Origin of the sequence: Bacillus sp. SIMBA_154 (assembly GCF_046536015.1) — a bacterium.
Classification (GTDB): domain Bacteria; phylum Bacillota; class Bacilli; order Bacillales; family Bacillaceae; genus Bacillus; species Bacillus pumilus_P.
This window is the reverse complement of record NZ_JAWJBV010000001.1, coordinates 260,361-274,139: the sequence shown is the minus strand read 5'-3', so window position 1 is coordinate 274,139 and position 13,779 is coordinate 260,361. Positions and strand designations below refer to the sequence as shown.

16 protein-coding genes are annotated in these 13,779 nt (G+C 41.0%); all 16 read right to left on the bottom strand.

Annotated elements, in window-relative coordinates:
- Window positions 1-9 precede the first annotated feature (9 nt).
- Window positions 10-393: a chorismate mutase gene (gene aroH / locus R0K30_RS01565; protein ID WP_099728083.1), complete on the bottom strand. Its 384-nt coding sequence runs from the start codon at window positions 391-393 to the stop codon at window positions 10-12.
- Complete coding sequence (aroB, locus tag R0K30_RS01560; protein ID WP_410608695.1) at window positions 390-1,481, bottom strand: 3-dehydroquinate synthase; 1,092 nt, start codon at window positions 1,479-1,481, stop codon at window positions 390-392. Before aroB ends, aroH begins: the two co-directional genes overlap by 4 nt.
- Window positions 1,481-2,653, bottom strand: coding sequence for a chorismate synthase (gene aroC / locus R0K30_RS01555; RefSeq protein WP_099728085.1), 1,173 nt, complete (start codon window positions 2,651-2,653; stop codon window positions 1,481-1,483). The genes aroB and aroC overlap by 1 nt, the downstream gene beginning before the upstream one ends.
- A gap of 73 nt (window positions 2,654-2,726) precedes the next feature.
- Window positions 2,727-3,506 (bottom strand): CheR family methyltransferase, encoded by a 780-nt coding sequence (locus R0K30_RS01550; RefSeq protein ID WP_099728086.1) that lies wholly within the window; start codon window positions 3,504-3,506, stop codon window positions 2,727-2,729.
- Window positions 3,507-3,650: 144 nt separating this feature from the next.
- Complete coding sequence (ndk, locus tag R0K30_RS01545; RefSeq protein ID WP_410608692.1) at window positions 3,651-4,097, bottom strand: nucleoside-diphosphate kinase; 447 nt, start codon at window positions 4,095-4,097, stop codon at window positions 3,651-3,653.
- A 129-nt stretch (window positions 4,098-4,226) separates the two neighbouring features.
- Window positions 4,227-5,189 carry a heptaprenyl diphosphate synthase component II gene (gene hepT / locus R0K30_RS01540; RefSeq protein WP_099728087.1) on the bottom strand — a complete coding sequence of 321 codons (963 nt, stop codon included), beginning with the start codon at window positions 5,187-5,189 and terminating at the stop codon, window positions 4,227-4,229.
- Between the two features lie 24 nt (window positions 5,190-5,213).
- Complete coding sequence (locus tag R0K30_RS01535) at window positions 5,214-5,918, bottom strand: demethylmenaquinone methyltransferase (RefSeq protein ID WP_099728088.1); 705 nt, start codon at window positions 5,916-5,918, stop codon at window positions 5,214-5,216.
- A gap of 3 nt (window positions 5,919-5,921) precedes the next feature.
- Entirely contained in the window at window positions 5,922-6,689 is a 768-nt protein-coding gene (locus R0K30_RS01530) for a heptaprenyl diphosphate synthase component 1 (RefSeq protein ID WP_099728089.1), read from the bottom strand.
- Window positions 6,690-6,804: 115 nt separating this feature from the next.
- Window positions 6,805-7,035, bottom strand: a complete 231-nt coding sequence (mtrB, locus tag R0K30_RS01525; protein ID WP_034318894.1) for a trp RNA-binding attenuation protein MtrB — start codon at window positions 7,033-7,035, stop codon at window positions 6,805-6,807.
- A 23-nt stretch (window positions 7,036-7,058) separates the two neighbouring features.
- Window positions 7,059-7,628, bottom strand: coding sequence for a GTP cyclohydrolase I FolE (gene folE, locus R0K30_RS01520; protein ID WP_099728090.1), 570 nt, complete (start codon window positions 7,626-7,628; stop codon window positions 7,059-7,061).
- Between the two features lie 190 nt (window positions 7,629-7,818).
- The gene (gene hbs / locus R0K30_RS01515; protein ID WP_003215863.1) at window positions 7,819-8,097 is read right to left on the bottom strand and encodes a non-specific DNA-binding protein Hbs; all 279 of its coding nucleotides are present in this window, start codon (window positions 8,095-8,097) and stop codon (window positions 7,819-7,821) included.
- A 374-nt stretch (window positions 8,098-8,471) separates the two neighbouring features.
- Complete coding sequence (gene spoIVA / locus R0K30_RS01510; protein ID WP_008344534.1) at window positions 8,472-9,950, bottom strand: stage IV sporulation protein A; 1,479 nt, start codon at window positions 9,948-9,950, stop codon at window positions 8,472-8,474.
- Window positions 9,951-10,155: 205 nt separating this feature from the next.
- Window positions 10,156-10,881, bottom strand: coding sequence for a hypothetical protein (locus R0K30_RS01505; RefSeq protein WP_410608688.1), 726 nt, complete (start codon window positions 10,879-10,881; stop codon window positions 10,156-10,158).
- A gap of 17 nt (window positions 10,882-10,898) precedes the next feature.
- The gene (locus R0K30_RS01500; protein WP_034318888.1) at window positions 10,899-11,102 is read right to left on the bottom strand and encodes a DUF2768 domain-containing protein; all 204 of its coding nucleotides are present in this window, start codon (window positions 11,100-11,102) and stop codon (window positions 10,899-10,901) included.
- Between the two features lie 266 nt (window positions 11,103-11,368).
- Window positions 11,369-12,406 (bottom strand): NAD(P)H-dependent glycerol-3-phosphate dehydrogenase, encoded by a 1,038-nt coding sequence (locus R0K30_RS01495; RefSeq protein ID WP_367307854.1) that lies wholly within the window; start codon window positions 12,404-12,406, stop codon window positions 11,369-11,371.
- A 14-nt stretch (window positions 12,407-12,420) separates the two neighbouring features.
- Window positions 12,421-13,731, bottom strand: coding sequence for a ribosome biogenesis GTPase Der (der, locus tag R0K30_RS01490; RefSeq protein ID WP_034318883.1), 1,311 nt, complete (start codon window positions 13,729-13,731; stop codon window positions 12,421-12,423).
- Between the last annotated feature and the right edge of the window lie 48 nt (window positions 13,732-13,779).

The following is a 13,779-nucleotide window of genomic DNA, read 5'->3' as shown; positions in this document are numbered from 1 at the left end:
CATATCGTATTATAATTCCTTGTTTTTTGTCAACTGTAAATCAGGGCGAAGCGTAACGGCTCCTTCCAAGTACACATGCTGTATGTCTTCCTGCTTTGTATCTGTCTGGACGGTCATTAACACCCGAATGCACTGTTTTAGACCGCCATCAATGTCAAGCTCCTGCATACAAGTGACAGGCACATATGTCCAGCCTTCAAACTGACGAAGTGCTTTTGCCGGAAAAACGGAGTGAATATCTTGTGTAGCTGAAATCAAGATCTGCACGACACGCTCTGGATCTACTTGGTTTTTTGAAATAATGGCTTCTAGCAGCTGTTTCGTTTTGTTTAACACTTCTTTTTCTGTATCTTCTGTCACAGTTGTAGCCCCACGTATCCCTCGAAACATCATAGACACCCCTCCTCCCGTTTCCATTCTTCGAGCCAATGATACAGCTCATCTTTTGTGAAAGAATGCAGGGTAACGTCTCCAACCTGTTTTAATAAAACAAATTGAACACTGCCCCCTCTTGCCTTTTTATCACCAATCATGCGATCAACAAATGTTTTCGTTGAAATATCTTGCGTGACTTGTACTGGGAATCCCAGTTCGTTCATCCACATTTTTAGTTCCTTACGATGAAGGCGGAGTCCTAGTTGCTTTTCGCTCACATATAAAGCAAACTGCATGCCAATCGCAATTGCATCTCCGTGAGTGATGGCTCCGTATCCATACTCCGCTTCAATGGCATGCCCAAGTGTATGGCCTAAATTCAAATATGCGCGCACGCCTTGTTCTTTTTCGTCTTCTTGAACAATCGATGCTTTGACTTGGATCCCTTGATACAACATATGTGCGAGCTCACCCTTTGATAATTCGCTCAAAGAACGAATGGACATCAGTTCTGATAAAAAGTCTTCACTTGAAATCAGCGCATGTTTGATGACCTCAGCGAAGCCCGATCTCAGCTCAATTTGAGAAAGTGTCTCAAGCATACTCGTATCATAGATCACAGCTTTCGGCTGATGAAACGCACCTATTAAATTTTTACCAAGCGGATGATTGATCCCTGTTTTCCCGCCGACTGCACTGTCATGTGCCAGCAGGGTCGTCGGAACTTGAATAAAATCAATGCCTCTCATATAAGTGGCAGCAGCAAAGCCAGCCAAATCCCCAATTACGCCTCCTCCCAGCGCAATGATGCACGAGGAGCGATCGAGCTGAAATTGAATGGCTTTCGTATGAATATGCTCAAACTGCGCAAAAGATTTCGATTGTTCTCCGTTTGGAACCACCACTTTTTGTACAGACCACTTCTGTTCAAGTAATCGCACCATTTCATCACCGTACATAGCATCAACGGCTGAATCTGTGATGATCATGAGCTTGGTAAAGGAATGCCCAGTGGAAGTCATCAAGTCTACGATATTGCGTTTAATCCCATCACCGATATATACAGGATAAGTGGCTGAAGACGTCTTCACTTCCAGTGTTTTCATTAAAACTCCCTCTGAAGCTGGCGCATTTTTTCAACATTTTCTTTAATGCGATCTATTTGGTCAAGACCAAACTGCTCAACGACTGCATTGGCAATTTCCCATGCCACGACTGCTTCTGCGACAACACTTGCGGCAGGAACAGCACAGCTATCAGAACGCTCAATACTTGCAGAGAAAGGCTCTTTCGTTTCAATATCAACGCTTTGAAGCGGCTTATAAAGAGTTGGGATTGGCTTCATGACCCCTCTAACGACAATCGGCATGCCAGTTGACATTCCGCCTTCAAGACCACCTAAGCGATTTGTTTTTCTCGTATAGCCTTTTTCTTCATCCCAGATGATTTCATCATGGACCTCACTGCCATTTTTAGAAGCCGCCTCGAAGCCAATACCGAATTCAACCCCTTTAAAAGCGTTGATGCTAAGGACAGCGCCCGCGAGCTTGCTGTCCAATTTGCGGTCATAATGAACATAGCTGCCAACTCCAACTGGCATACCTTCAACAATCACTTCGACAATGCCGCCAATCGAATCGCCATTTTTTTTAGCTTCATCGATGGCATCCATCATTTTTTGACCTGCTTCACTGTCATAACAGCGAACTGGTGATTCTTCTGTTACCTTTTGCAAATCTTCAATAGACTCATATGCAGTATCAGCTGCTTTCACTCCGCCAATTTCAAGGACGTGACCAGCTACCTTGATCCCTAGATGAGCTAAGATTTGTTTGGCTACTGCTCCTGCTGCCACGCGAACTGTAGTCTCGCGGGCTGATGAACGCTCTAATACGTTTCGCATATCACGGTGACCATATTTAATCGCACCATTTAAATCCGCATGCCCTGGTCTTGGACGGGAGATTTGACGCTTCATTTCACTCTCTTCTTCCTCAGTGATCGGCTCTGCCCCCATCACCTTTGTCCAGTGCTTCCAGTCATTATTTTCAACAACAAGTGTAATAGGAGAACCTAATGTTTTCCCGTGGCGAACACCACTTAACACTTTTGCTTGATCTTTTTCGATTTGCATTCTTCTTCCGCGGCCATGACCTTTCTGTCTTCTAGCCAGTTCATAATTGATATCATCCTGCTCTATGTAAAGTCCCGCTGGAACTCCTTCAATAATTGTGGTCAGTTGTGGCCCATGTGATTCACCTGCTGTTAAGTACCTCATGACTTAATCTCCCTTCATCGCATTAACGCTTTTAAGTAAAACTATGATAACACACTTGCTACTAAAAAGTCAGCTAGATACCCTTCTTTTGATAAAAGAAAGTATCAGCAGATGTCAGTCCAAACTTTTCCGGGTGAAAAATTTGTTCTGTAGAGCCAACAAATAACACACCATTTTGCTTTAAACTGTTGCTCATTTTCAAGTAAATCTCTTCTTTCGCCTCTTCTGTAAAATAAATAAGTACATTTCGGCAGACGATGAGATCAAGCTGTTTTTCATATGGATCTGCTAAAAGGTTGTGCTTCTTAAATTGAATGTGCTTTCGAATCTCATCTTTCACAGTGTAAAATGAAGAATCTTCTTTTGTGAAATATTTTTGTTTGATCTGATCTGGCACCTCTTGCAGAGAGCGTTCATGATATCTTCCTTTTTGTGCTGATTGCAGGACTTTATCATCAATATCAGTTGCAATAATTTGGAAGTCCTTCACAAGAGGATGACTTGACAGCAGCATCGAAAGGGTATACGGTTCTTCTCCTGTCGAGCATGCTGCACTCCATATCTTTACGTTTCCACTATTTTTTAAAAGCAGCGGAAGAATTTTTTGCTCAAGTACTTCCCAGCGCTGATAGTTTCGGTAAAATTCTGACACATTAATGGTCATTCTGTCCATTGTTTCATCTAACAGCACTCTATCCTTTTCAAGAGCAGCCGCGAATGTTTCAAAATCTTTATATCCTTTTTTATCATAAAGTGATGTTAATCTTCGTTTCATTTGTGCTTCTTTATAGAGATTCAGATCAACCCCGGTTAGTTTTTTCCATTTTCCAACAAATACTTGATATTGATCCATCAATGTCCTCTCCTGTCTCATCTATCTTTGTCCTAGTATAGCTGTTTTTATCAAAAATTTGTATCATCTCATGCGAAATTTCGTATAGAAATATCAATATAAAAAAGCCAAAGTGCTCAATTGATGAACACCTTGGCTTGAACCTTAATAAATCCAGCTTGAGATGGTTTGATCCCAGTTTGTGAGTTCTTCTTGTTTAAAGAATAAGTCGATTTCTCTTTCAGCACTTTCTGGTGAGTCTGAGCCATGGATAATGTTTTTTCCAACGGTTAACCCATAATCTCCTCTTATTGTGCCAGGCAGTGCTTCTTTCGGGTTTGTTTTTCCAATAATCTGCCTTGTCACGTCTACTACCTGTTCACCTTGCCATACCATAGCAAATACAGGTCCTGACGTAATAAAGTCAACCAATTCTCCGAAAAATGGTTTTTCTTTATGCTCTCCGTAATGTGTTTCTGCTACTTCTTTCGGAATACTCATTAGTTTTGCACCAACAAGCTGAAGTCCCTTTTTTTCGAACCTTGACACAATTTCACCGATTAATTGTCTTTCAACACCATCAGGTTTAACCATAAGAAATGTTTTGTCCATATACGTTTTCCACCCCGTCGTTATGTATGTATAGGCTTACATTGTTACAGAGTGATCGTATCATTTTTTTTTATAATAATCAATTTTTGACAAAAAATTTCACAAAAAAACCAATCAACCAAAAGTTGATTAGAATTTTCGTTTCCCAATATATTTTGCAATGGAGGCTAATGACGTTTTCGCTCGTCCACGTGGAAGCTTGTCAAGCTGTTCAAATGCCTTTTTCAAATACATTTCACTCACTCGAATGGAGCGGTCAATCGCATCTGTTTGTTTGAGATGTTCAATTACAGGCTTCAGCTGCTTTTCGGTCGTTTCGCTATTAATCAGCTTCAATTGTCCTTCTAGTGTCGGATCCTTTAGTGCATATAAGACTGGAAGTGTGACATTCCCTTGTAAAAGGTCTCCGCCAACAGGCTTCCCTAGCTCTTCTTCAGTTGATGTGAAGTCAAGGACATCATCAATGATCTGATAGGACATGCCAACATAGTATCCAAACCAGTAAAGGGCTTTATGTGTTTTTTCATCTGTCCCTGCTGCAATGGCACCTAATTGACAGCTGCCTGCAATGAGCAAGGCTGTTTTTCTCTTAATTCTTCTTAAATATGTACGAAGGTTTTGATCCATGTTGTATTTGTCTTTTACTTGCTCTATTTCACCAAGACAGAGCTCGACAACCATTTTTGACAAAATTTCATGTGCCATTGGGTGATTGATCTTTGTCATGTACTCAAGCGATCGTGCAAACAAGTAATCCCCTGTGTACATGGCAATTCTATTGTCCCATTTTGCCTTAATCGTTGGCTTTCCTCTTCTCAGCTCTGCATCATCAATGACATCATCATGAACAAGCGATGCCATATGAATTAATTCCAGGGCAACAGCAACATATTTAATTTTATTAATGTCATAGTCGCCAAACATGCCTGAAAGGAGAACAAAAACGGGGCGGATTCGTTTTCCGCCCGCTTGCAGCAAATGAAGACCTGCTTCACTTAATAATGCATAATCAGAGCGAACTGTTTGTTCAAGCTCTTTTTCAATTATATCGATATCATGATTTAAAAAAGAGATCATTGCTTTTAGTTTCATTATCTTCACCCAAATATCGTTTATTCAAAGCTTCTTTCCGATATGTGTTGCTGCTACACCGCCTGTAAATGGATGATACGAGACATCAGACAAACCGGCCTCTTCGAAAAGAGCCGCCAGCTCTTTCATGCCAGGGAACGTTTTGGCTGATTCTTGAAGCCATGAATACTCCTGATAGCTTTTGGCAAACAGCTTACCAAAAAGCGGCATGATGTATTTGAAATAGACATAATAGCCTTGTTTAAAGCCAATCATCTCAGGCTGTGATGTCTCAAGGCAGACAACCATTCCACCAGGCTTCACCACTCTTGTCATTTCCTTTAACACCGTTAAGTAATCAGGGACATTTCGAAGACCAAAACCAATTGTCACATAATCAAATGTGTTATCCTCAAAAGGAAGCTCCATTGCATTGCCGTGGATCAATTCAATTTGATTGTAGCCCCCTGTCTTCACCTTCGTTTCACCAACACTCAGCATATTTTTACTAAAATCAAGGCCTTTGACCTCGCCCTTTTCTCCGGCAGCGTCTGCAAGCGCAATGGTCCAATCGGCTGTCCCGCAGCATACATCTAATGCTTTGGCTCCTTTTTGAACATTCATGAGCTTCATTGTTTTATCGCGCCATTTTTTATGCTGTTTAAAGCTGATGACAGAGTTCATCTGATCATAGTTTTTATAAATTTTTTCAAATACACCGTGTACTCGCTGTTCTTTTGATTGCTGCATGACTTACCCTTCTTCCACTTTCTGATGGTACGCAGGCTCATTTTTCATATGATCCAAGCGATTTAATAGCTCTTTTTGAACGACCGGAGATGAATCAAGATACTTCTTGATCGGCAGTTTGGCTTGCTCATAGCCTTCATTCTCAAAGTTGTCAAAACATGTATAGGCGTCCGTATAGCTATCGTTCAAAAAAAGTTTTAAATGTTTGTCATCTTCTGCTTGTTTCATAAAACGCTTATAAACAAGGAAACGACTTGCAATCTCATTCCAATGCGTTAATTGAAAATGCTCAGAAATCCTTTGGAATAGCGCAGACTCCACTGTAGCTACACTTTTGTAAAAGTGCGCTGCATCTTGAATGGATCGATCATACAGTCTAATTTTATGTTCATTAATCTCTTTAATTGCCGTAGCGAGCGTGCGGATCATGTAAATGTCTTTCATGTCAGAGAGAAGAGAATAATAGAGACCGCTGAAATAGTCTCCTGCTAGGATGGTCAGCTGACGATTTTTGAATTCGTCTTGTTTGATGGCTGCAGCAGTTGTGACTTCGTCATGGGTATCAAGGGCAATTTGCACAAGCATCGCCGTTAGAATATAATTTTCTTTTTTCTCTGCATCAATTTGAGCTTCATCAAACATAGCATGAAAAAGAAGGAGCTTATCTTCATCGATGAGTGGCGCACGCAAATGCTTTGCCAAATAAGGATGAGAAAGCTTTTTATTTAATTTTATATTTAGATTAGATAAAATTCCGTAGATGTCTTGCAAAGATATCACCCTTGTCCCAAAAATTACAGTTTCATATGTAGCCCTGCACATTGTATAGAGATTTATTATACCATATGAGCTCTCACTTTTATGCTATCAAGTGCATACTCGTGCTCTATTTCTTTGCTTCGCTTTGAATTTCACCGAAGCTTGTTTGAATGACAGCATCGCCTCTTACTTTGATGGCTGACGTATGCTCAGTAAATTGTGCGATAATGACTTCACCTTTATCGAGCTTTTCGGAATGGTGAAATCTTGTATCAGAGCCTCTAGTTAAGCCGATTACGTTTACACCATTATCAATGGCTTTAATGACCACAAAATCAGATGCTTTTTTTTCACTCAATCTGTTCACCTTCCATCTATTGATTAGTCGTTTTTAATAAAGGAAAGCACTTCTGCTCTTGCTGCCGCATCCTTTGCAAATGTGCCGCGCACTGCTGATGTGACCGTTTTGGCACCAGGCTTTTTCACTCCGCGCATCGTCATGCACATATGCTCAGCTTCAACGACAATCATCACACCATGCGGATTTAGTGTTTCCACCATACTATCTGCAATGGTTGATGTAATGCGTTCCTGAAGCTGCGGGCGCTTTGCAACGGCCTCTACTGCTCTTGCAAGCTTGCTAAGTCCCGTTACTTTCCCGCCGCGCGGAATATAAGCGACATGGGCTTTTCCATAGAAAGGTACAAGGTGGTGTTCACACATTGAATGGAAAGCAATATCTTTTACAAGAACGAGTTCTTCATGATCTTCACCAAAAATGGTTTTAAAATGTTCTTTTGGATCTTCATTTAATCCCGAAAACACTTCTTCATACATTTTTGCTACTCGTTTTGGGGTATCAAGAAGTCCTTCACGATCCGGATCTTCTCCGATTGCTTTTAATATATCGCGTACAGCGTGTTCGATTAGTTCTTTATTTATTTCACTCATGTATTATATCCTCCAAAGGCGATTACATTTCAATCAGATTCTAGCACACTTCAGATCCTAAAAGCAAAGGAGAGCGTTCTAAACGAACCTTTTGAATCAAAAGGAAAAGCCCCTTATCGAAGGGGCTTTTCTAGACTAGTGTGAAACTGTATATGTATAACTCCTTAAATAGGATGATTACACATAACGATTATTTACCTGCCACCGCATCTTTAAGTGCTTTACCTGGTTTGAAAGCAGGTACTTTGCTTGCAGGGATTTCGATCTCTGCACCAGTTTGTGGGTTACGTCCTTTACGAGCTGAACGCTCACGTACTTCAAAGTTACCAAAACCGATAAGTTGGATTTTGTCACCATTTTTAAGTGCATCTAAAATTGTATCAAAAACAGAGTCAACTGCTTTTGTCGCGTCTTTTTTAGATAACTCGCTTGCTTCAGCAACCGCGTTAATAAGTTCTGTCTTGTTCATGCCTTTCACCTCCTCCCAAAAATATGCATTCAGTAGATTGTTATCATTTCTTCACAATTCATCTTCTTTCTATACACTTTTTTTGAAAAAAAGAGCGTCTAGAAAGCGTCATACATGGCTTTTCATTAGAAAACTACTCTTTGAAGGAATGTTTGTCCAACAAAGTGAAGATTTTCTGTAAGTAGATTAACACATATGAAATACCATATCAAGCATTTTAAAGGGAAGAATCCTTATTCGTCAAGGATTAAGGGCACTTTTGCGAACGAATATTCCTAATTTCAGCCTGAATCTGACTAATCTTTATACAATTGTCTTTTTATGACTCATATAGCACGCAAAAAAAGACCCCTATCAAAGAGAGGTCTCACATGTTATAGAATAATCGCGATCAGACCGCCTGATCCTTCGTTGATGATTCTTTCAAGCGTTTCCTTCAGCTTATATCTTGCATTTTCTGGCATCAGAGACAGCTTTGCTTGAATGCCTTCTCTGACAAGGGAGCTGAGTGAGCGTCCAAATATATCTGAATTCCAAATCGAAAGCGGATCATCTTCAAAGTCTTGCATTAAGTAGCGGACAAGCTCTTCACTTTGTTTTTCTGTTCCGATAATCGGTGCAAATTCGCTCTCTACATCCACCTTAATCATATGAATAGATGGAGCAACTGCTTTTAATCTCACGCCGAATCTTGATCCTTGCCTAATGATTTCAGGCTCATCTAAACTCATATCTGATAAAGCTGGCGCTGCAATCCCATAGCCAGTTTGCTTCACCATTTTTAATGCGTCTGACACTTGATCATATTCTGTCTTTGCATGCGCAAAATCTTGCATGAGCTCTAGAAGGTGGTCTTTGCCCCTAATTTCCACACCAACCACTTCTTTTAGGATATGATCATATAGATCATCTGGCGCATACAAGTCAATTTCTGCGATTCCCTGACCCATTTCAATACCCGCTAAGCCCGCTCTTTCAATAAAGTCAAATTCACTGAATTGACCTACGACGCGGTCGACATCTCTTAATCTTTTAATATCCTTTACGGTTTCCTTCACTGAATCCTGATAACTCTCTCTTAGCCAATGGTCTTCTTTTAGCACCATGACCCAGCTTGGCAGGTTCACATTCACCTCAAGCACTGGGAATTCATACAATGCTTCACGAAGAACACTGAGTACGTCTTGCTCTCTCATACTTTCCACACTCATGGCAAGTACTGGAATATCATATTTTTGGCTGAGTTCCTGCCGCAGTGCTTCTGTTTCAGGATGATATGGTCTCACGGAGTTGATCACCATAATAAATGGCTTTCCAACTTCTTTGAGTTCATCAATCACACGTTCTTCAGATTCAATATAGTCATGTCTTGGGATTTCGCCAATTGATCCGTCTGTTGTAATCACAACACCGATGGTTGAATGCTCTTGAATGACCTTGCGTGTACCAATCTCTGCTGCTTCATGAAATGGGATTGGTTCCTCATACCACGGTGTGTTGATCATTCTCGGTCCATTTTCATCTTCATACCCGCGTGCACCAGGGACTGTGTATCCTACACAATCGACAAGCCTGATGTTGACATCAAGACCGTCACTCACGTGAATAGATGCCGCTTGATTTGGCACAAATTTTGGCTCTGTGGTCATAATGGTTTTTCCTGCTGCACTTTGCGGCAATTCATCCTGTGCTCTTGCACGGTCTGCCTCATTATTGATATTCGGGAGCACCACGAGCTCCATAAACTTTTTAATAAACGTAGATTTCCCTGTACGAACAGCTCCAACGACTCCTAAATATATATCGCCTCCTGTTCGTTCAGCGATATCCTTGAAAATATCGACTTTTTCCAAGTGATCCCCTCCCGGACTTGCTATCCTCGTTTTCAAATAAAATACTCTATACTTCAATCAAACTGTGCTTGAAAGGTGTCTGGACAATATATGTGTATGACGTTGTCCTATTTGAATATGACACCTTTTTTGTTTTGAGAGTAAGTTTAGCCATAAAAAAACCTTTCTCCTCATTTATATGCAGAGGAAAAAGGTTCATTCTTGTTTATGACGTCTTTTTTTCTAAAAAAGCAGGCTCACCTTTTTTATTGATTGTATATGGGACAGAAAATGCCGGTACAAACGGGGTTTCCTGCCAATATACATCTTGAATGTTTTCACCTGGTTTCAGCTTTTGTTTTGTGTTTTTCAAAATATGAGCAAAATCACTGCGATAGTCCACATAGATTTCGCCATTTGATGAAATGAGTAATGGGAGGGAATTCCCCGTAACAGGACTCATGACCGTAGGCGGCGCTTTTAATCCTAGTTTTTTTTCATTTAACGTATATAAATTTTTGGACACCACTTTGCCGTAGGGCGGATATGTATGTTCGTCTTGATATATTTTGATTCTAAGCCGTAATTCACTGATGGTTTGCGTCATTTTGACATCAAGCAGTTTCACAGTTGGTTTTTTTTCGACGTCTGTGAGGACATAAATATATTCGCCTCCGCCTTCAAAGGATGTAGACGGTACATCGTGTAAATACCTTGGTGATAAGCGCTTAAAGTCGATGACGTACTTCTGATAAACTGGCGTTTCTGCTTCTTTTGTTTCAATTGGCAAAAGACCATTTGTCGCTTTTTGAAACTCCTCGATCGCTGTCTGCACGCTTTGCAGCTGCTCCTCGTATGGTACCCGGCTTTCAGCTTTGCGATTCTCTGGATAAAGACATCCTGTAAGTAAAATAAGTGTTAACAACGTGACACTGACTTTCGCTTTGATCATCACATTCTTCCTTTTTCTTATTCATTGACCGGCCCGCTAAATACAACTAAAAAGACAATGATCCCTGATATGAGCATCAAGCTGTATGCGACGGTCGAGGCTGTTATTTTCAGAAATCGGCTTTTCAGCTTAAACCTGCTGAAATAGATGGTTACTACGGCTAAAAACATGAGCCCCATTGAACCAAGCGCAAACCACATCTTGATTAAAGCAAAACTCATCGTGCCTGTCCCCCTTCAAAACGAACAAATTGTAAGCGTTTATATTTCATTCTAAACCAAAAATAAGGTAAATATCAATCATTTTTCCAATCATTCAGGAAAAAGCGCATAAAAAAAAAGAAGCAAAGAGGGGGACTCTGCTTCAGTCATTAAGTCGACTATTTTTCCTCATTCTGTAGAGGCAAAGCTCTATTCAAACTTCATTGCTATGTTATGCAAGTCTTCCCCTTCTTGCATCCTCTACATGCCTAAGTTCAGTCTTCCAATTATTTTGTTTGGTTTTCGAACATGTTCACAAGGTCTTCCATCTCATGTGTTTTCACACGTGCCATCAGTGATTCTACAGCATCGTCTACCTTTTTCCCTTCAAACAGGACATGGTAAAGCGCTTCTGTAATGGGCATGCTGACCTTGTATTCTTTGGAGAGCTGGTATGCGCCTTTTGTTGTGCGGACGCCTTCGACAACCATCCCCATTTTTTCAAGTACTTCTTCAAGCTTATAGCCTTTACCGAGTAAATTCCCGCAGCGCCAGTTACGCGAATGAACACTTGTACATGTGACGATCAAATCTCCAACGCCTGTTAAACCGGCAAATGTCAGGGGATTCCCTCCCATTTTTGTACCAAGACGTGCGATTTCAGCCAGTCCTCTTGTGATGAGTGCCGCTTTCGCATTGTCACCATATCCAAGTCCGTCAGTGATCCCTGCCGCAAGGGCAATGATATTTTTCAGTGCTCCGCCAATTTCTACACCAATCACATCAGGATTTGTGTACACTCTAAAGTTGTTGTTCATGAACAAATCTTGAACAAATTGAGCCGCTTCAATATTTTCTGATGAGACAGTGACTGTTGTCGGATGACGCAAGCCTACTTCTTCTGCATGACTCGGTCCTGATAGAACAACCACAGCTTCTCTTTGCGCCGCTGGGACTTCCTGTTCAATCATTTGAGAAATTCTGAGAAGTGTATCTGGTTCAATTCCCTTACTGACATGAACAAATGGCACTTTCGCTGAGATCAGCTCATTTGTCTGCTTCAATACTTCACGAATGGCCTTTGTTGGCACAGCGACAATAATCGCATCTGTCCCCTCTAAAGCCTGCTTCATATCTGTTGTCGCCTTAATAGACGCTGGCAGTGCGACATTTGGCAAGTAATCATGGTTTTCATGTTTCTCATTGATTTGATCAATCAACTCTTGTCTATGTCCCCACATGTGTACATCATGATGATTATCAGCTAATACAAGCGCAAGAGCTGTTCCCCAGCTGCCTGCTCCAAGTACTGAAATTTTCTTCATCCTGCTCACCCTTTTTATTTTCTCGCTCTCGCAAATATTTTAATCGGTGTTCCTTCAAAACCAAATGCATCTCGAATCCGGTTTTCTAAGAAACGCTCATAAGAAAAGTGCATAAGCTCTGGATCGTTTACAAACACAACAAAGGATGGAGGCTTGATGGCCACCTGTGTTGCATAGTAAATTTTTAGGCGCTGTCCATTATGGGTCGGCGTTGGATTCATCGCAACGGCATCCATGATAATATCGTTCAAAATATTGGTTTGAACGCGCATCGCATGATTCTCACTAGCTGTAATGATCGACGGCATTAACGTATGAATTCTCTTTTTCGTGAGAGCCGACATGAATAAAACAGGTGCATAATCAAGGAATTGAAAATGCTCGCGAATATTTTGCTCAAATTCCTTCATGGTACGCTCATCTTTTTCAACAGCATCCCATTTGTTCACAATGATCACAACGGCTTTACCGGCTTCATGTGCGTAGCCTGCAATACGTTTATCCTGCTCAATAATGCCCTCTTCACCATCAAGAACAACACCAACCACATCAGAACGATCAATGGCTTTTAATGCACGTAGCACACTGTATTTCTCTGTTGTTTCATACACTTTCCCTTTTTTTCTCATACCTGCTGTATCGACAATGACAAAGTCACGCTGATTGTACGTAAACATCGTATCGACAGCATCTCTTGTCGTACCAGCGATGTTGCTCACAATCACGCGTTCTTCCCCGAGCATAGCATTCACCAAAGAAGATTTCCCTACATTTGGTCGGCCAATTAAGCAGAACTGTACAACCTCTTCATCATACTGTGTATCTGGCAAGTTTTTAAAATGCTCTGCGACTGCATCAAGCAGATCACCGAGGCCTAATCCGTGCGTTCCTGAAATCGGATATGGCTCGCCAAATCCAAGTGCATAAAAGTCATAAACGTCGCTTCTCATTTCAGGGTTGTCCAGTTTATTGACAGCAAGTACGACTGGTTTTTTCGTGCGATATAAAATTTTTGCGACTTCTTCATCCGCAGATGTCACACCATCTCGGCCATTCACCATAAAGATGATGACATCCGCTTCATCCATTGCGATTTCTGCCTGATGGCGAATTTGCGCCAAGAATGGCTCATCTCCAATATCTATTCCACCAGTATCTATTAAATTAAAGTCATAATTTAACCATTCAGCAGAGCTATAGATTCGATCTCTTGTTACACCAGGTGTGTCTTCTACAATCGATATTCTTTCGCCTGCGATTCGATTAAAAATTGTAGATTTTCCAACGTTGGGCCTTCCAACAATGGCTACGACAGGTTTACCCATAGTACCCTTCCTTTCAATCCAGCCGCGATTCAATATGTTCATCATCAT

What these genes read in the sequence shown, in the direction of transcription:
- aroH (WP_099728083.1), bottom strand. Translation starts at nt 393, where the DNA reads ATGATGTTTCGAGGGATACGTGGGGCTACAACTGTGACAGAAGATACA.
- aroB (WP_410608695.1), bottom strand. Translation starts at nt 1,481, where the DNA reads ATGAAAACACTGGAAGTGAAGACGTCTTCAGCCACTTATCCTGTATAT.
- aroC (WP_099728085.1), bottom strand. Translation starts at nt 2,653, where the DNA reads ATGAGGTACTTAACAGCAGGTGAATCACATGGGCCACAACTGACCACA.
- R0K30_RS01550 (WP_099728086.1), bottom strand. Translation starts at nt 3,506, where the DNA reads ATGGATCAATATCAAGTATTTGTTGGAAAATGGAAAAAACTAACCGGG.
- ndk (WP_410608692.1), bottom strand. Translation starts at nt 4,097, where the DNA reads ATGGACAAAACATTTCTTATGGTTAAACCTGATGGTGTTGAAAGACAA.
- hepT (WP_099728087.1), bottom strand. Translation starts at nt 5,189, where the DNA reads ATGAAACTAAAAGCAATGATCTCTTTTTTAAATCATGATATCGATATA.
- R0K30_RS01535 (WP_099728088.1), bottom strand. Translation starts at nt 5,918, where the DNA reads ATGCAGCAATCAAAAGAACAGCGAGTACACGGTGTATTTGAAAAAATT.
- folE (WP_099728090.1), bottom strand. Translation starts at nt 7,628, where the DNA reads ATGAGTGAAATAAATAAAGAACTAATCGAACACGCTGTACGCGATATA.
- hbs (WP_003215863.1), bottom strand. Translation starts at nt 8,097, where the DNA reads ATGAACAAGACAGAACTTATTAACGCGGTTGCTGAAGCAAGCGAGTTA.
- R0K30_RS01505 (WP_410608688.1), bottom strand. Translation starts at nt 10,881, where the DNA reads ATGATCAAAGCGAAAGTCAGTGTCACGTTGTTAACACTTATTTTACTT.
- R0K30_RS01500 (WP_034318888.1), bottom strand. Translation starts at nt 11,102, where the DNA reads ATGAGTTTTGCTTTAATCAAGATGTGGTTTGCGCTTGGTTCAATGGGG.
- R0K30_RS01495 (WP_367307854.1), bottom strand. Translation starts at nt 12,406, where the DNA reads ATGAAGAAAATTTCAGTACTTGGAGCAGGCAGCTGGGGAACAGCTCTT.
- der (WP_034318883.1), bottom strand. Translation starts at nt 13,731, where the DNA reads ATGGGTAAACCTGTCGTAGCCATTGTTGGAAGGCCCAACGTTGGAAAA.